This window comes from Mycolicibacterium stellerae, assembly GCF_003719305.1.
Taxonomy (GTDB): Bacteria; Actinomycetota; Actinomycetes; order Mycobacteriales; family Mycobacteriaceae; genus Mycobacterium; species Mycobacterium stellerae.
In genome coordinates this window covers 1-16060 of sequence record NZ_RARC01000030.1, presented here as the reverse complement: position 1 = coordinate 16060, position 16060 = coordinate 1, and the positions used below count along the sequence as shown (strand labels likewise).

The 16060-nt window shown below is 66.5% G+C and carries 16 protein-coding genes and 1 tRNA gene; 11 read left to right on the top strand and 6 right to left on the bottom strand.

The annotated features are described in order from the left end of the window. The first annotated feature begins 19 nt into the window (after positions 1–19). Complete coding sequence (locus tag D6M19_RS26835) at positions 20–1909, top strand: glycosyltransferase (RefSeq protein WP_123028330.1); 1890 nt, start codon at positions 20–22, stop codon at positions 1907–1909. Here D6M19_RS26835 and D6M19_RS26830 read toward each other — a convergent pair whose 3' ends face one another. Further along, the gene (locus D6M19_RS26830) at positions 1910–2719 is read right to left on the bottom strand and encodes a class I SAM-dependent methyltransferase (protein WP_123028329.1); all 810 of its coding nucleotides are present in this window, start codon (positions 2717–2719) and stop codon (positions 1910–1912) included. A 36-nt stretch (positions 2720–2755) separates the two neighbouring features. Here D6M19_RS26830 and D6M19_RS26825 point away from each other — a divergent pair, with 36 nt between their 5' ends. Next, positions 2756–4294: a hypothetical protein gene (locus tag D6M19_RS26825; protein WP_123028328.1), complete on the top strand. Its 1539-nt coding sequence runs from the start codon at positions 2756–2758 to the stop codon at positions 4292–4294. Here the strand turns inward: D6M19_RS26825 and D6M19_RS26820 are convergent. Together D6M19_RS26820 and D6M19_RS26815 are read right to left on the bottom strand one after the other, a co-directional pair. Further along, positions 4276–4362, bottom strand: a tRNA-Ser gene (locus D6M19_RS26820). The genes D6M19_RS26825 and D6M19_RS26820 overlap by 19 nt on opposite strands. An 18-nt stretch (positions 4363–4380) precedes the next feature. Further along, entirely contained in the window at positions 4381–4893 is a 513-nt protein-coding gene (locus D6M19_RS26815) for a MarR family winged helix-turn-helix transcriptional regulator (RefSeq protein WP_123028395.1), read from the bottom strand. 66 nt (positions 4894–4959) lie between these two features. Here D6M19_RS26815 and D6M19_RS26810 point away from each other — a divergent pair, with 66 nt between their 5' ends. Then, on the top strand, positions 4960–5943 hold the full coding sequence (locus D6M19_RS26810) for an NAD(P)H-quinone oxidoreductase (protein ID WP_123028327.1): 984 nt from the start codon (positions 4960–4962) through the stop codon (positions 5941–5943). Positions 5944–5961: 18 nt separating this feature from the next. Here the strand turns inward: D6M19_RS26810 and D6M19_RS26805 are convergent, their stop codons facing one another. After that, on the bottom strand, positions 5962–7158 hold the full coding sequence (locus D6M19_RS26805) for a cysteine desulfurase-like protein (protein WP_123028326.1): 1197 nt from the start codon (positions 7156–7158) through the stop codon (positions 5962–5964). A 112-nt stretch (positions 7159–7270) separates the two neighbouring features. Between D6M19_RS26805 and D6M19_RS26800 the strand changes: the two genes are divergently transcribed. The 6 genes from D6M19_RS26800 to D6M19_RS26775 are packed head-to-tail and all read left to right on the top strand — an operon-like array spanning position 7271 to position 12661. Continuing rightward, on the top strand, positions 7271–9217 hold the full coding sequence (locus tag D6M19_RS26800; RefSeq protein WP_123028325.1) for a DUF6541 family protein: 1947 nt from the start codon (positions 7271–7273) through the stop codon (positions 9215–9217). 17 nt (positions 9218–9234) lie between these two features. Continuing rightward, positions 9235–9750 carry a bacterial proteasome activator family protein gene (locus tag D6M19_RS26795; RefSeq protein WP_123028324.1) on the top strand — a complete coding sequence of 172 codons (516 nt, stop codon included), beginning with the start codon at positions 9235–9237 and terminating at the stop codon, positions 9748–9750. Positions 9751–9761: 11 nt separating this feature from the next. Continuing rightward, positions 9762–10562: a galactan export ABC transporter ATP-binding subunit Wzt/RfbE gene (gene wzt / locus D6M19_RS26790; protein ID WP_123028323.1), complete on the top strand. Its 801-nt coding sequence runs from the start codon at positions 9762–9764 to the stop codon at positions 10560–10562. Continuing rightward, positions 10559–11458 (top strand): galactofuranosyltransferase GlfT1, encoded by a 900-nt coding sequence (gene glfT1, locus D6M19_RS26785; protein ID WP_123028322.1) that lies wholly within the window; start codon positions 10559–10561, stop codon positions 11456–11458. The genes wzt and glfT1 overlap by 4 nt, the downstream gene beginning before the upstream one ends. Beyond that, entirely contained in the window at positions 11455–12285 is an 831-nt protein-coding gene (wzm, locus tag D6M19_RS26780) for a galactan export ABC transporter permease subunit Wzm/RfbD (protein ID WP_123028321.1), read from the top strand. Before glfT1 ends, wzm begins: the two co-directional genes overlap by 4 nt. Positions 12286–12328: 43 nt before the next feature. Further along, a complete protein-coding gene (locus D6M19_RS26775; protein WP_123028320.1) occupies positions 12329–12661 on the top strand; it encodes a TFIIB-type zinc ribbon-containing protein in 333 nt (110 codons plus the stop codon). Here D6M19_RS26775 and D6M19_RS26770 read toward each other — a convergent pair. Beyond that, positions 12658–13458, bottom strand: a complete 801-nt coding sequence (locus D6M19_RS26770) for a phosphotransferase family protein (protein WP_327389827.1) — start codon at positions 13456–13458, stop codon at positions 12658–12660. The genes D6M19_RS26775 and D6M19_RS26770 overlap by 4 nt on opposite strands. After that, entirely contained in the window at positions 13410–13880 is a 471-nt protein-coding gene (locus D6M19_RS26765; protein ID WP_123028319.1) for a carboxymuconolactone decarboxylase family protein, read from the bottom strand. The genes D6M19_RS26770 and D6M19_RS26765 overlap by 49 nt, the downstream gene beginning before the upstream one ends. Positions 13881–13926: 46 nt before the next feature. Between D6M19_RS26765 and pdxR the strand changes: the two genes are divergently transcribed. Then, positions 13927–15348, top strand: a complete 1422-nt coding sequence (gene pdxR / locus D6M19_RS26760) for a MocR-like pyridoxine biosynthesis transcription factor PdxR (RefSeq protein ID WP_123028318.1) — start codon at positions 13927–13929, stop codon at positions 15346–15348. Positions 15349–15354: 6 nt separating this feature from the next. Beyond that, complete coding sequence (locus D6M19_RS26755; protein ID WP_123028317.1) at positions 15355–15855, top strand: nitroreductase/quinone reductase family protein; 501 nt, start codon at positions 15355–15357, stop codon at positions 15853–15855. Positions 15856–16060 lie beyond the last annotated feature (205 nt).

Genomic DNA, 16060 nt, shown 5'->3' with positions numbered 1-16060 from the left:
TTCAAGCAGTAGGAGCAGCATGACCGAGCGCGGGGCGGCCCAGCCGGGCCAGGCGACCCCCGACGCGCTGAAGCGGACGCTCACCGAGCACGCCGCACCCGACCGGCTCGTCGTGGCGCGTGGCCTATTCACCGGCCCCAGCGCGCAGGTGACCGACGATATGTACGCGCGGATCGTCAACGGGCGGGCGCACCGGGAGCGCTATGCGCTAAACCTGGAACAGGGCGCGACCGTCGACACCAACACCTACTTCGGCAGGCTGCCTGCCAGTTACTTCCAGCGCTGGACCACTGCGGGCGAGGTTCAGTTGAAGTTGGTGTTCGACACGTCGACGCATGCCCGCGTGCTGCTTCGCGGCTCCGATATCCACGGCGGCGCCAGGACCATCGACAGCGCAGAGGTCGACAGCACCGGCACCGTGGTGCTGACGGCCGCGCTGAACGAGTATGTGGACGGCGGGGCGCTGTGGATGGAGTGCACCGCAATCGGCGGACCGGTGACCATCACCGATCTGGAGTGGACGGCTCCTGCTCCGCCGACCATCCGGCCTGCCGCGATCGCCATCTGCACCTTCAACAGGGCTGACGACTGCGCCACCAACGTCGCGGCCGTCGCAGGTGACAAGGGCCTGCTGGCGGGCATCGACGCGATCTACGTCGTCGACCAGGGCACCGATGCGGTCGAGACGCGCCCGTTGTTCAACGAGGTCACCGCCCAACTAGGTGACAAGCTCGTTTATCTGCGGCAGCCGAATCTCGGTGGAGCGGGCGGCTTTTCGCGTGGCATGTACGAGATCTCCAGCGTCGCCGATCACGCGAACGTGATCCTGATGGATGACGACATCCTCTGCGAGCCGGAGACGATCCTGCGGCTCAACGCGTTTGCGAACCTGACGCCGTCGCCGACCATCGTCGGCGCACAGATGCTCTACCTGAAGAACACCCGCGAGCTGCATGTCAGCGCCGAGCAGACTCAACTCCCACGGCTGCGGGCGGGCCGGTGGGCGCCAAGGGCACTGCACAAGTCGGATATGACCAAATACAAGCAGCACAAGCGCATCGACGCCGAGTACAACGCGTGGTGGTCGTGTCTCATCCCGTCGGAAGTGATCGCCGCCGTCGGGCTGCCCCTGCCGATGTTCTTCCAGTGGGACGACATCGAGTACGGGCTGCGCGCCCTGGACGCCGGATTCCCGACGACGACGTTGCCCAACGCCGGCGTCTGGCATGCCGACTTCGACTGGAAGGACCGCGACGAGTTCTTCCGCTACTTCAGCGTCCGCAACTCGCTGATCACCCATGCGCTGCACGGCACCATCGATGCGAAGACGACCGGTAATTGGCTGGCACGCGAGATCACCGAAGGTCTCGTATCGATGCAATACGGCATGGCTTACACGATGATTCGCGGAATCGAGGACTTCCTGGCCGGCCCCGAGGTGCTGCGGGACGGCGGTGCCGCCGCATTGGCCGCAATCCGCACCGAGCGCAAGGAGTTCGCCGAAACCGTCGTCCACCCGGCGGTCGAGATCGGGGAACTCACCGGCGCGGTCCCACGAATCCACCCGCGCGGCCCACTGCCCCGCAAGGAACGAGTCAACCTCGTGCTGGCCAAACGCTGGCTGTTCCAGTGGCTCGGGCGCACCATCCCCGGACCGGTTGCCATCGCCGCGGAAGACAATCAGTGGTGGCACGTCTCGTTGTTCGACCAAGCAGTGGTGACGGATGCCTCGCAATCAGGTGTGCGGATTCGACTACGCGACAAGCGCAAGCTCGGCAAGTTGACCAAACGAATGACGAAGGCGCTCAGACAGCTCCGAGCAGAGGCCCCGGCGCTGCAGGAGCAATACCGGCAGGCACTTCCTGAGCTGATAAGCCGGGAGAACTGGGCGCGGCTCTACAACAGCTGATCAGTGCAGGCGCACCACGACCTGTTCGTTGTTGCCCGTGTACGCCAGATACTCAAACGATCGTCCTGTGCGAGAGATAAATTCGGTCCAGGCCCGATACTCGTGCTGGCGCCAGCCCGGGTAGTTGAAGAATTCGTCGAACACCAACACCGCTTCGGGCGTGAGCCGGTCGGCTACCAGATCCAGCACAGTCTTCGACGACGAGTACAGGTCACAGTCGACATGCACGAACGCGATCGGTTCGTCGTTGTCGGCGAGGAACGCGGGCAGGGTGTCTTCGAAAAGGCCCGCCACCACTGTGGCGCCGGCAACGTCGGGTGGTTCCTGCGCGAACTCGCCTGCCGGAAACCCCGTGCGCCAGGTTTCGGGCAGGCCGGTGAACACGTCGAACCCGACGACCTTGCGGTCGCCTGCGACCGTCTCGGCGATGATCTTCAGCGTGTTGCCGGTGGCAACACCGAACTCGAGAGCCAGTCCCGGCCCCTTGATCTCACCGAGAGCGAATCGCAGGGTGTCCGGTGGCTCCCAGAACACCTTCGACTTGGACATGTGCTCACCAACGAAGTCCGCGCTGTCCTGCGCGGTCCGGGCGTCCTGCGCGTAGGAAAGATCCCGTCGAGCACGGTATTCGGTGTCCGCGATGCGGGTGACGACGGCGCGAATCGACTCGTTCACGCGGTCGAGCGCGGCGACCACCTCGGCGTGCTGATCGGCCAACTCCGCTCGGGCTCGGGCCTGCTCGGCAGCCACGACTTCCGCAATCGCTCGTTGCAACTTCTCCCGGGCCGCCACCTTGAACCGGTCAAGCATGCGACAACCGTAGCCCTACACATAGGATCCCCGGCGATGGCCACGACCGAAGATCCGGGCGCGACCACCCGACGCGACTTGTGGTGGGCCCTGCCCGGGGCACTGGCGGGCGCGGTCGTCATGTTCGCCGCGTACCGGGGCCTGATCGACGACGCCTACATCACGCTGAGCTACGCCCGCAACGTCGCCGAACATCTGCACTGGGGAATGATTCCCACCGAGGAGTCGAACACCGCGACCTCACCGTTGAACGTGATGCTGTTGGCGGTGGCCACCTGGATCAGCGCTGTGACCGGTGCGTTTCGGCCCGTCGTCGGGCTTGGGATCCTCACCGCCGCACTGTCGGCGGTGATGGCCGTGTGGGCGGCCCAGGTAGCGCGGCGGCTCAACGTCTCGGGTGCCTGGTCGCTCGCCGCGCTCCTCGTGGTCTTCGCCAACCCATTCGTGAACTCGGCGATCGGGCTGGAGGTCGTCCCCATTGCCGCGTTCCTCACCGGGCTGACCGCGCAGGCCGTCCACGGTCGCCGGGCCGCGTTCGGGGTATTGGCGGGTCTGCTCGTGCTGACCCGGCCCGACCTGGCGATCGTTGTCGCCATCATGTATCTGGCAACCCCGGCACTGCGGCGGCGCTTCTGGGTGGCCCCTGCCACCGCACTCGTATTGGCGCTGCCGTGGTGGGTGTTCAGCTGGTACCACTTCGGCTCCGCTATACCGACCACCCTGGTGATCAAGACGCTGCAGAAGTCGTTCGGCGACGCGACGTTCGCCAACGGGTTGTGGAAGATGTGGCAGGGGGGCATGACGTTGCCGCTGTGCCTTGCCCTCGTCCCCGCCGCCGTCGGCCTGCTCACGGTGCTGTGCATGTTGGCGATCGGCCTGCGCGGCAGGCTGCCCACCGAGCATTGGCCGCTGGTGGCGCTTGGGCTCGGCGGTCTCGCGGATTACGGCGCGTACTGCCTGCTCGGGGTTCCGCCCTACCACTGGTATTACGTGACGGCGACGGTCGCGCTCGGGGTGACCGGTGTATTCGGGCTCGCCCTGGTCCTCAGAAGGGCAGTGCCGACGGGCGTCCCTGCAGTGCGGCACGCCGCCCCCGTCGCCGTGGCAGTGGCGCTCACCGTCGGTGCCGTCGTGTCCTTCCGCGGCCTCGGCGTGCCATGGGCGCATCCGGTGATCTTCGGCAACTGGGCGATCCCCGAGCAGTACATGGCCGCGGGGGACGAAATCGGCGAGCTGGTCGGCGATGCCACCGTGAAGTCGCCGCCCGAGATCGGCACCGTCGCCTATGCGTGCGACTGCTCGGTGGTCGACGTGTTCTCCGACCCGGGACGGACGCTGCCGCTGATCGAGAAACGTATCCGCGAGGCCGGGCCGGTGATGCGCTTCCTGCTGGAGGCCAACTTCTCCCGGCTCGACCGGAGCCAGCGACCGCGGCCTGCGCAATACCGGTTGGCCTGGTCGCGAGACGGTTTCCCGCCCGGCCTGCCGAACTGGTACATGAGCTCACCCTGGACGGGCCCTGCGTTCATCTACCTCGAACCGATCGAGCGGCGCGGCGGTGGCGGAGGGATTTGAACCCCCGGACGGTCTTGGCCGTCTCTCGCTTTCAAGGCGAGTGCATTAGGCCGCTCTGCCACGCCACCATCTGTAAGCCTAAAGGGTCAGACCCTTCCGACCTTCGCGGCCGACGGGGCTTCCTTGAGCCCGACGCTGATGCGACGGCAGTTCTCGCCCATCGCGGCGATCTGGGGCCGCGACAGCTTGCCGAGGAAGTTCTCGCGCACCCCATCCCCGTACGTGACCATCGCCTTGCGTACCGAAAGGCGGCCTTCGTCGGTGATGGTGGCCAGCACGCCGCGGCCGTCGTCGGGGCTGGCGCCACGGCGCACCAGGCCCGCCACCTCCAACCGGCGGATCTGTCGGGTCACCCGGCTCGGCAGTGACATCAGCCCCTCGGCCAGATCACCCATGCGGGCCGAACCCGTCGGCGATCTGTCCAGGATGTCCAGCAGACGCACATCGTTGAGGGTCAGCCGGTGCGCCTCCACCAACGCCCGGTTCAGGGTCGCGTACATGCGCAGTGCCGAGTCGAGAAAGTTTTGCCACGACCGCTGTTCGGCGATGTCCAGGCCGGGCATATCACCAGCCGTACGCCCGGCAATCATGCCCTCCATCTTCGGCATGGTAAACGACATACGCATAGCCGAGGGCGAGAATCCGCGGGCGGTAGGGTTTTAGAAATGCGCGCGATCATCGCTCATTCATCCGACCGCCTGGTTTGGCAAGAAGTCCCAGACGTCAGCCCCGCTGCAGGTGAGGTTGTGGTGCAGGTCAGCGCCGCCGGTGTCAACCGAGCCGACCTGCTGCAGGCCGCAGGCAAATATCCACCTCCACCCGGAGCCAGCGACATCTTGGGTCTCGAGGTCTCGGGCACCATCGCCGAGGTTGGCGAAGAAGTCGATCGCTGGCAAATCGGGCAACCCGTCTGTGCATTGCTGGCGGGCGGCGGCTACGCCGAGTTCGTGGCCGTGCCCGAGGGTCAGCTGATGCCGTTGCCGGACGCCGTCGAGCTGCCCCATGCGGCCGCCCTTCCCGAGGTGGCGTGCACGGTGTGGTCCAACGTGGTGATGACTGCAGGCCTGACGGCCGGCCACGTGGCGCTGTTTCACGGCGGGGCCAGCGGCATCGGAACCCACGGCATCCAGGTCGCGCGGGCGCTCGACTGCCGAGTCGCGGTGACCGCCGGGTCGACCCAGAAACTCGACCTGTGCAAGGAACTCGGCGCAGAGATCCTGATCAACTACCGCGAAGAGGACTTCGTGGCGCGGCTGCGCGATGCGACGGACGGCGCCGGTGCCGACGTGATCCTCGACATCATGGGCGCCTCCTACCTTGACCGAAATGTCGACGCGCTCGCCAACGACGGCAGGCTCGTCATCATCGGCATGCAGGGCGGTATCAAGGCCGAGCTGAACGTGGCGAAGCTGCTCGGCAAGCGGGCCGGGGTGATCGCCACCGCGCTGCGGGGCAGGCCGGTGGCCGGTCCGAGCAGCAAGAGCGAGGTCGTCGCCGCAACCGTCGAGAACGTGTGGCCGATGGTCGCCGACGGCCGTGTCCGTCCGATCATCGGTGCGGAGTTCCCGATCGACCAGGCGGCGGCCGCCCATGAACTGCTGAATTCCGGCGATGTGTCCGGGAAGGTATTGCTGCGCGTGGACGGCTAGCCGGACGAAGATACCGAGTCAGCCGAGCGACGCCAGCGCGCGAATCAGCTGGTCGACCTCGGCGGTCGTCGAGTAATGCGCGAGGCCGATCGTGACCGCACCGCCGATGTCGTTGACGCCGATCACGTCCAGCACCCGCGAACTCGCGTTGGCGATCGCCAGCACACCGTTGTCCGCCAGCCGCTGCACAACGGCTTCCGCGGGCACTTCCCTGACCACGAAGCTCAGCACGGGAATCGTCGTCTCGGGTTTACCGATCACCATGATCAGCGGCAGCGACCGCAGCGACATCAACAGATAGTCGAACAGCCTCGCCATATACGACGACGCGGAATCCATCGAGACGGCGAGCCGTTCCCGTCGGGTCCCCTTTGCCGACTCATCAAGGGAAGCGAGGTATTCGATGCTGGCGACGAGGCCGGCCAGCAGCGGGTACTGATGCGCACCGATCTCCAGGCGGTCGACGCCGGTGGCATACGGACTGAGCGCGATCGAACCGAACGAGCTGATGACGTCGGGGTCGCGGAACACGAGTGCGCCGACAGGCGGGCCGCCCCACGCGAGGGCGTTGACAGCGACGACGTCGGCATCGATCTCGTCGATATCGATGAGGCGATACGGTGCGGCCGCCGAATGATCGACGATCACCAGGCCGCCGTCTGCGTGCATCAGCTTGGTGGCGGCCCGCAGATCGGTGACGGTGCCCAAGGTCGCCGAAGCGGAGGTGATCGCGACCAGCCGGGTCGCCTCGGTGATCAGGTTCTCCCACTGCCAGATCGGCAGCTCGCCGGTTTCGATGTCGACTTCGGCCCATTTCACCTTGGCGCCATACCGATTCGCCGCACGTAGCCAGGGCGCGATGTTTGCCTCGTCGTCCAGCCGGGTGACGACCGTTTCATAGCCTAATCCGACCCGTGACGACGATGCGTCGGCCAACGAGTTGAGCAGGATGGCCCGGTCGGCCCCGAGGATCACACCGCGCGGATCCCCGTTGACCATGTCGGCAACCGCCTGGCGGGCCGCCTCGAGTACAGCGGCGCTTCGCTTGGCGGACGGATGCGGTCCGGCCGTCGTCGTCATCGAGTTCCGGAACGCCGTCGACACGGTGGTGGCAACGGAGTCGGGTAGCAGCATGCCGTTCTGGGCGTCGAAATGCACCCACCCATCGCCCAGTGACGGATGCAGTCCGCGCACCCGGGCGACGTCGTATGCCATGCCAGCCACCTTAGAGAGCCTGTGAAGTCCGCAAACCGACCGCGTTCTGTGGGTGCCCAACACCGGTGTGGGCAGTGCCGGACAGGGTCACCTGGGCAGCCATACTAGTGCAGTGAGGTTGGCCTTCGAAGTGCTACTAGCGGTGTTGGTGCTGGTAGCGCCCGGAGCCATCGTCGCGCGCGCCGCTCGAGTGCCCGCATCGGTTGCAATCGCCACGGGGCCCGCGTTGACCTACGGCGTCGTCGCGCTGGCGATTGTCCCGTTCGGCGCCGTCGGAATCCCGTGGAACGCGTGGACAGCGTTCTTTGCTCTGGCTGTGGTCACGGCGGTCGCCGCTTGTTTGCCGAATTTGCTGAGCCGCTACCGTGATCGAGATGCCGAGGCGCTGGCGCCCTCCCGAGGGCCCGCGTTCGTCGTCGCCGCGGGCGTCCTGCTCGGCGCCGCCCTGATCGGGTTGGCGGCGGTCAAGGGACTACCCCACTGGCAGTCGATACCGAGTACATGGGACGCCGTGTGGCACGCCAACACCGTCCGGTACATCCTCGACACCGGGCAGGCCTCACCGACCCACATGGGCGAGCTGCGCAACGTCGAAACCCATGACGCGCTCTACTATCCGTCGACCTTCCACGCCGTCGCCGCGGTGTTCAGTCAGCTGACCGGTGCCGCGCCAACCACCGCCTACACGATCAACTCCCTCGCGGTGGCGGTCTGGCTGTTCCCGGTGAGCGCCGCGACCCTGACCTGGAAGCTGCTGCGCGCCAAGTTCACCGAGTGGCAGACCGCAGGAGCGGCCGCGACGGCGGCGGCGCTTTCGGCGTCCTTCACCGCGATCCCCTACGTCGAGTTCGACACCGCATCGATGCCCAACCTCGCCGCGTACGGCGTCGCCGTGCCGACGATGGCGTTGGTGATGTCGGCGGTCCGCCACCGTGACCGCATCCCGCTGGCCGTGCTGGCGTTGCTCGGGGTTTTTTCGGTGCACATCACCGGCGGCGTGGTGACAGTCCTGTTCGTGGTGGCCTGGTGGCTGGTGGACGCACTGTGGCATCCGGTTCGCGGCAGGCTCCCGGATTTCATCGCGCTTGCCCTCATCGCGGTGCCAACGGTGTGTCTGCTGCTACCGCAGTTCGTCGGCGTGCTGCAGCAGGCCGAGATCATCGAGGGGCACGCGTTCGTCACCCACGAAGGTAAGAAGCGTGGCCTGATCGACGCCGTCGTGCAGCACACCCGCCACCTCAACGACTTCCCCATCCAGTGGGTGCTGATCGTGGCGGCCGGCGTCGGCGCGGTGATCTTCCTCGCCAAGAAAGTCTGGTGGCCGCTAGTCGTCTGGCTCGGGCTGGTCGTCTGCATCGTGCACTCGTCGGCGCCGTTCGGCGGCCCGCTCGGCACGCTCACCGGCAAGTTCAGCGACCTCTTCTACAGCGACCCGCGCAGGCTCTCGGCCGTGGTGGCGATGCTGCTGGCCCCGGCCGCAGGCCTTGCTCTGTTCGCGGCGGTCAGCGCCGCCGTCCGCGGCATTCGCCTGCTCACGGGCGACAAGGGGCGGCCGAGAGTCTGGAACGGTGCAATCGCCGCCGCGCTGATCCTCGTCACCGTGGTCACCGCCGTCGCCTACGTGCCGCGGCACAAGTTCCTGTTCGGCGAGAAGTACGACTCGGTGATAATCGACGACAAGGACCTCGAAGCGTTCGCCTACCTCGCAACCCTGCCCGGCGCGCGCGACACCGTGATCGGCAACGCGAACACCGACGGAACGGCATGGATGTATGCGGTTTCGGGGCTGCATCCGCTGTGGACGCACTACGACTTCCCCGTCCAACAGGGACCCGGCTACCACCGCTTCATCTTCTGGGCTTACGCCGACGACGCCGACACCGACCCGCGCATCGCAGAGGCGGTGAAAGCGCTCAATATCCGGTACGTGCTCACCAGCACACCGGTGGTGCTGAAGTTCGCGATGCCAGACGGGCTAGTGTCGCTAGAGAAATCACGGTCGTGGGAGATGATCTACGACAACGGCGAGGCCCGCATCTATGAATGGCGCGGCGCGTAAGGGAAATGCGGAGCGGAATGAGTGCGAACACCGACGACGACAACATCGAGATCATCGGCGGCGATGGGCCGATAGTGCAGCCAGGCGATGATGCCGACGGCAAGTCGCTGACCGATCTGGTCGAGCAGCCTGCCAAGGTGATGCGCATCGGCACGATGATCAAGCAGCTGTTGGAGGAGGTCCGAGCCGCACCCCTGGACGACGCCAGCCGCACCAAGCTGCGCGATATCCACAAGACGAGCATCCGCGAGCTAGAGGACGGGCTGGCACCCGAACTCCGTGACGAACTGGAGCGACTGACCCTGCCGTTCACCGAGGACTCCGTTCCCTCGGACGCCGAGCTGCGAATCGCTCAGGCGCAGCTGGTGGGCTGGCTGGAGGGGCTGTTCCACGGCATCCAGACCGCGCTGTTCGCCCAGCAGATGGCGGCCCGTCAGCAGCTGGAGCAGATGCGCCAGGGTGCATTGCCCCCCGGCATGAGCGCGCCCGGTCAGCGCGGGCCCACCGCGCCCGGGACCGGGCAGTACCTGTAGCGGCGGTCTGGGTGGCAGCACCACATATCGAGACGCGCAACGCGTGGGTGGAGTTCCCCATCTTCGACGCGAAGGCACGCTCCCTGAAGAAGGCGTTCCTCGGCAAGGCGGGCGGCACGATCGGACGCAACGAGTCCAACGTCGTCGTCATCGAGGCGCTGCGGGACATCACGATGTCGCTGGAGCTTGGCGACCGCGTTGGTCTGGTCGGCCACAACGGTGCGGGCAAGTCGACGCTGCTGCGCCTGCTGTCGGGCATCTACGAGCCGACCCGCGGCGTCGCGACCGTGACGGGTCGCGTCGCACCGATATTCGATCTCGGCGTCGGCATGGACCCCGAGATATCGGGTTTCGAGAACATCATCATCCGCGGCCTGTTCCTGGGTCAGACGCGTAAGCAGATGGTGGCCAAGGTGGACGAGATCGCCGAGTTCACCGAGCTCGGCGACTACCTGTCGATGCCGCTGCGCACGTACTCCACCGGCATGAGGGTTCGGCTGGCGATGGGCGTGGTCACCAGCATCGACCCCGAGATCCTTCTGCTCGACGAGGGCATCGGGGCCGTCGACGCCGAATTCCTCAAGAAGGCGCAGTCGCGGCTGAAGGGCCTGGTCGAACGCTCCGGCATTCTCGTCTTCGCCAGCCACTCCAACGAGTTCCTGGCCCGGCTGTGCACGACCGCGATGTGGATCGACCACGGCACCATCAAGATGGCGGGCGGTATCGAGGAGGTGGTGCGCGCATACGAGGGCGAGGACGCCGCCCACCATGTGCGCGAGGTGCTCGAAGAGAACGCCCGCGAAGCCACATGACCGACACCGTCATCGCCGTGGTGGTCACGCATCGGCGTCCCGACGAGCTGACCAAATCTCTGGACGCGCTGACCGCCCAGAGCCGCGCTGTCGACCACCTCATCGTCGTCGACAACGATCACGACGAGCGCGTGCGCGATCTGGTGGCCGGCCAGCCGGTGCCGACCACCTATCTCGGCTCCCGCCGAAACCTCGGTGGCGCAGGCGGTTTCGCGCTGGGCATGCTGCACGCACTCGCGCTAGGGGCCGACTGGGTCTGGCTGGCCGACGACGACGGCCGCCCGCAGGACGCCGAGGTGCTTGCGACCTTGTTGGCGTGCGCCGAGAGGCACGGACTGGCAGAGGTCTCGCCGATGATCTGCGACCTCGACGACCCGGAGCGTCTGGCGTTCCCGTTGCGACGCGGCCTGGTGTGGCGTCGCAGGGTGAGCGAATTACGCACGGACTCGGTGCTACCGGACTTGATGCCGAACATCGCGCACCTGTTCAACGGCGCGCTCTTTCGCGCTGCCACGCTCGAGTCCACCGGTGTACCGGATCTGCGGCTGTTCTTCCGCGGTGACGAAACCGAACTGCACCGTCGACTTCTCCGGTCCGGGCTTCCGTTCGGCACCTGCCTGCACGCGATATACCTGCACCCGCAGGGCGGCGACGAATTCAAGCCCATTCTGGGTGGGCGCATGCACGCGCAGTATCCAGACAATCCGACCAAGCGGCACTACACCTACCGCAATAGGGGCTATCTGCAGTCTCAACCGGGAATGCGCAAGCTCCTGCTTCAGGAGTGGCTGCGTTACGGCTGGTACTTTCTCGTGACCCGGAGGGACCCCGCAGGGCTACGAGAGTGGCTTCGATTGCGGCGCTTGGGCAGGCGCGAGAGGTTCGAGAAGCCATGACGTTCACCGATGCGGCTGCACAGTCGAGGACGATGTCGCGGGCGCGGCGTGACCTCGTCGACGGGTTCGCGCGCCGCGAGCTGTGGGCACACCTGGGTTGGCAGGACATAAAGCAGCGCTACCGCCGGTCGGTGCTCGGGCCGTTCTGGATCACCATCGCGACGGGCGTCACAGCGATCGCGATGGGCGGGCTGTATTCGAAGCTGTTCAAGCTCGAGCTGTCCGAGCACCTGCCCTACGTCACGCTCGGCCTGATCATCTGGAACCTGATCAACGCGGCCATCATCGAGGGCGCCGACGTGTTCGTCGCCAACGAGGGCTTGATCAAACAGCTGCCGACGCCGTTGTCGGTGCACGTCTATCGGCTGGTTTGGCGGCAGATCATCCTGTTCGCGCACAACATCGTGATCTTCGTGGTGATCGCGATCGTCTTCCCCAAGCCGTGGTCGTGGGCCGACCTCGCGGTCATCCCTGCGCTTGGTCTGATCGTGCTCAACTGCGTGTGGGTGTCGCTGTGCTTCGGCATCCTGTCCACCCGCTACCGCGACATCAGCCCGCTGTTGTTCAGCCTCGTGCAGCTGCTGTTCTTCATGACGCCGATCATCTGGAACGAGGCGACACTCGAGCAGCAGGGCGCAGGCAAGTGGGCCAAGATCGTCGAGCTCAACCCGCTGCTGCACTACCTCGACATCGTGCGGGCGCCGCTGCTCGGTGCGGAGCAGGAGCTACGGCACTGGGTGGTGGTACTGGTGCTGACCGTTGTCGGCTGGGTCTTCGCCGGGATCGCCATGCGGCAGTACCGCGCGCGCGTGCCGTACTGGGTTTAGCCGATTTCAGGCACTTCACAGGATGCCCGCGCGTTAATGAACCATGACCATCCCGCCGTATGAACCCCCGAAGGCCCCGCCCCCTGCAGCTACAGGCAACATGCTGCTGTGCCCGAAGTGTGCAGGGGTGATGAAGACCTACGAACGCAACGGCATCCACCTCGAGCAGTGCGACACCTGCAAGGGCATCTTCCTGGACTTCGGCGAGCTCGAATCGCTCACCCAGATGGAGAACCGGTTCGTCTCGGCCGCACCGCCACCGCCGCCCCCGCAACAGCAGCCCGGTTACGGGTACGACTACGGCCCGGGCTGGGGGCACCGCGGCAACAAGCACTACCGCAAGCAGGGCTTCGGCAGGCTGTTCTTCTCCAGCTAGCCCATCCTGGCGCACGCCGCGACGAGCAGGTCATCGTCGGGATGATTGGCTGCGGCCGCCACGACAGCCGCTCGCGCGAACGGCTCGAGCACCGGCCACGGGTCGCCGTCGGGCAGCGCGGGGCCGGTCGCGTCGCGGTACGCGTTGAGGAACTGCGTCCAGTCGTCGTCGGGGATCAGGCCCGCGGCCCAGAAGCCGGCGGGGCGGGCGAGATCCCATGCCGGATCGCCGACACCGAGATCGTCGACATCGATCAGCAGCCACGGCTCGGTCGCTGATCGCCTGCCGAGCTGGCCCAGATGCCAGTCGCCGTGCACCAACGTCGACGGCCGGCCCGATGAGCCACCGCGCCAGGCCGCGGCGGGCAATGCGGCGGCCGCTTGACGGATGACGTCGTGTTCGCGGGCAATGTCGACGGCACGTCGTAGCCGCTGCGGCCACCCGTGCGGCGGCACCCGCGCCGGCATCGATTCGGTGTGCAGTTGCGCGAGTAGCCGACCCGCCTCGGCCCACGGCAAGTGGTCGGGTTGTGGCACAACGGTTTCCACCCGTGGCCAGCTAGTGCGCCACCGCGCATCCACCGGCTGTGGGGACGTGCTGAGCGGAGACAGAAAAGAACCCGACTCCGCGGCGATTCGGAGCCGGGTTCGCAATGCGATCGGGTTTGTGCCCGGCCGATGCAGTTTGTCGACCACGTCGCCGTTGACGACGATCTCCGCACCGGACCGGGTGTCCATCCCCTTCAGTATCAGCGGCGGGGCACCGCCGTGCGGACCGTCACGTTGATTCGGTTCCACGCGTTGATCGTCACGGCCATCGCGATGACCTGGCCGAGCTCGCGGTCGTCGAAGACCTCGGCGGCCCGGGCGTACACGTCATCGGGGACTCCATCGGCGATCTCGGTGATCGCCTCGGTGAGGGCGAGTGCCGCACGCTCCCTCTCGCTGAACAGGTCACCCGCCTCCTCCCACGCGGCGAGCACGTCCAGCTTCTGCTCGCTGACACCGTGCTTGCGGGCGTCGACGAGGTGCATGTTGAGGCAGAACGCGCAGTGGTTGATCTGCGAGGCGCGGATCTTGATGAGCTCGCCGAGTTCGGGCTCGACATCCCTGGCGGACGCGGTGCTCAGCGCCATCATCGCGTCGAGCAACTCCGGCGAGGACTTGTAGATCTTCAGTCGCTTGTCGGCGACCTTCTGGGTTTCGAGTGTCTGTGTCATGTCTTCGAGAGTAGAGCGAATAGACCCATATACATGGTTCAATCCCATGGTGACTTCATGGGCCAATTCCGGTAGTCGCGACCTGCACCTCGACCTACGCGAGATCATCAAGCCGGGGGCGCGCGGCACGCGAGAACTCCTGCTCGGGGCGCTGCGCGACGCCGTGCGGTCGGGTCGACTGGCCCCCGGTTCCATACTTCCGCCGTCCCGCAGTCTCGCCGCCGACCTGGGATTGTCACGCAATACGGTGGCCGAGGCGTACGCCGAACTCGTCAACGAAGGCTGGTTGGCGTCACGGCAGGGCGCGGGGACCTGGGTGCTCAACACGGGTGGAGCGCAGGCGCCCCCGCGGGGCCGCGGCCTGCGGGCGACACCGGTGCACAACCTGATGGCCGGCTCCCCCGACGTGTCGGAGTTCCCGCGGACCGAATGGGCGGCGTCGGCCCGCAGGGCGCTGTCGACGGCACCAACCGAAGCCCTCCGCATGGGTGATGCCCGCGGCCGACCGGAGTTGCGTGACGCGCTGGCCGAGTATCTGACCCGGGCCCGTGGCGTACGCACGTCGGCGGAGTCGGTCGTGGTGTGTGCAGGCGTTCGCCATGCCGTCGAACTGTTGGGAAAGGTGTTCCGCGGGCGGGGCCCGATCGCCGTCGAGGCCTATGGGCTGTTCATCTTCCGGGACGCGCTCGCCGCACTCGACGTGCCGACGGTGCCGATCGGCGTCGACGAACGTGGCGCGGTAGTCGACGAACTCGACGGCTTGGACACCCCTGCGGTGCTGTTGACGCCTGCGCACCACAGCCCGTTCGGAATGCCGCTGCACGCCGAGCGTCGCACCGCCGTCGTCGACTGGGCTCAGCGCACCGGTGGTTACGTTTTCGACGACGACTACGACGGCGAGTTCCGGTACGACCGCCAGCCGATCGGCGCCCTGCAGGCGTTGTGCCCGGACCGGGTGATCTACATGGGATCGGCGAGCAAGAGCCTGTCACAGGCGTTGCGGCTGGGCTGGATGGTGGTGCCGGACAACATGATTGACGCGGTGCTGGACGCCGCGGGTGGGCAGCAGTTCTACGTCGACGCCCTGACACAGCTGACCATGGCGGACTTCATCGCGCGCGGTAGCTACGACAAACACATCCGACGCATGCGGATGCGCTACCGCAAACGGCGTGACACGCTCGTCGAGGCGTTGTCCGGATTCGACGTCGGCATCAGCGGTCTCTCGGCGGGCGTGAACCTCGTCCTGACCCTGCCCGACGAGACCGAACACGAAGTGCTGCGCCGCGCGGGCCAGGCAGGCATCACGGTGCAAGGCCTGGCAATCATGCGCCATCCACTCGCCGGTCCCGATGTGCCGAACCCCGACGGGATCATCGTCGGCTTCGCCGCGCCCGCGGACCACGCGTTCACCCCGGCCGTTGATGCGCTTTTGCAGGTCCTGAGGGCGTCCGGGCTGGCAAGGTAATCGGCTATGAGCCCCCAGCAGCGTCGCCATATGGGTCTGTACGAGCGAACGTTGGAGAAGTTCGCGCGAATGCCGGTCGGCGATTGGTACATGAAGCAGATCGCACCGCGGCTGGACCCGCCGCTGCTGCGCCTCACCGGAGGGCGGGTCAGCTCGGTGTACCCCGTTCCCGTCATGATGCTCACGACGACGGGCGCCAAGACCGGCCAGCCGCGCACGCTTCCGCTGCTGTACCTCACCGACGGCGATGATCTCATCTTGATCGCGTCGAACTACGGCAGGACGACGCACCCGGCCTGGTACCGGAACTTGGTCGCGAACCCGAAGGTGGAGGTGCTCGCGGGCTCGCGCAGCGGTAGTTATATGGCCACCGAAATCACCGACCCCGCCGAGCGTGATCGAGCGTGGGACCTCGCGCTCGATATGTATGCCGGCTACGGCGACTATGAAGGCAGAGCGGGCGATCGCACGATTCCGCTGGTGCGCCTTTCGCGGCCCGCCGATTGAGTTATCCACAGTCGTAATTTCATCCACAGGCAGCGGTTGACCTGGTGGTTTCGTCTGGGACTCAGAGTACATTCGTACATATGTTCGATTCGGAGTTCGCGGCGGCCAGCGATGCAGACGTCATCGCCGCGATCGAGGATGGGGTGCGCCAGGAGGCGATCGCCGGTGCGCGCCGGCTGGCCGCGATCGCCGAGTTGACGCGGCG

Excerpts from the sequence above, each read along its gene's own strand:
- D6M19_RS26830 (WP_123028329.1), bottom strand. The coding sequence starts at position 2,719 with ATGCTTGACCGGTTCAAGGTGGCGGCCCGGGAGAAGTTGCAACGAGCG.
- D6M19_RS26805 (WP_123028326.1), bottom strand. The coding sequence starts at position 7,158 with ATGGCATACGACGTCGCCCGGGTGCGCGGACTGCATCCGTCACTGGGC.
- D6M19_RS26810 (WP_123028327.1), top strand. The coding sequence starts at position 4,960 with ATGCGCGCGATCATCGCTCATTCATCCGACCGCCTGGTTTGGCAAGAA.
- D6M19_RS26765 (WP_123028319.1), bottom strand. The coding sequence starts at position 13,880 with ATGACACAGACACTCGAAACCCAGAAGGTCGCCGACAAGCGACTGAAG.
- wzm (WP_123028321.1), top strand. The coding sequence starts at position 11,455 with ATGACGTTCACCGATGCGGCTGCACAGTCGAGGACGATGTCGCGGGCG.
- D6M19_RS26775 (WP_123028320.1), top strand. The coding sequence starts at position 12,329 with ATGACCATCCCGCCGTATGAACCCCCGAAGGCCCCGCCCCCTGCAGCT.
- D6M19_RS26755 (WP_123028317.1), top strand. The coding sequence starts at position 15,355 with ATGAGCCCCCAGCAGCGTCGCCATATGGGTCTGTACGAGCGAACGTTG.
- D6M19_RS26795 (WP_123028324.1), top strand. The coding sequence starts at position 9,235 with ATGAGTGCGAACACCGACGACGACAACATCGAGATCATCGGCGGCGAT.
- pdxR (WP_123028318.1), top strand. The coding sequence starts at position 13,927 with ATGGTGACTTCATGGGCCAATTCCGGTAGTCGCGACCTGCACCTCGAC.
- D6M19_RS26815 (WP_123028395.1), bottom strand. The coding sequence starts at position 4,893 with ATGGAGGGCATGATTGCCGGGCGTACGGCTGGTGATATGCCCGGCCTG.
- glfT1 (WP_123028322.1), top strand. The coding sequence starts at position 10,559 with ATGACCGACACCGTCATCGCCGTGGTGGTCACGCATCGGCGTCCCGAC.
- D6M19_RS26825 (WP_123028328.1), top strand. The coding sequence starts at position 2,756 with ATGGCCACGACCGAAGATCCGGGCGCGACCACCCGACGCGACTTGTGG.
- D6M19_RS26835 (WP_123028330.1), top strand. The coding sequence starts at position 20 with ATGACCGAGCGCGGGGCGGCCCAGCCGGGCCAGGCGACCCCCGACGCG.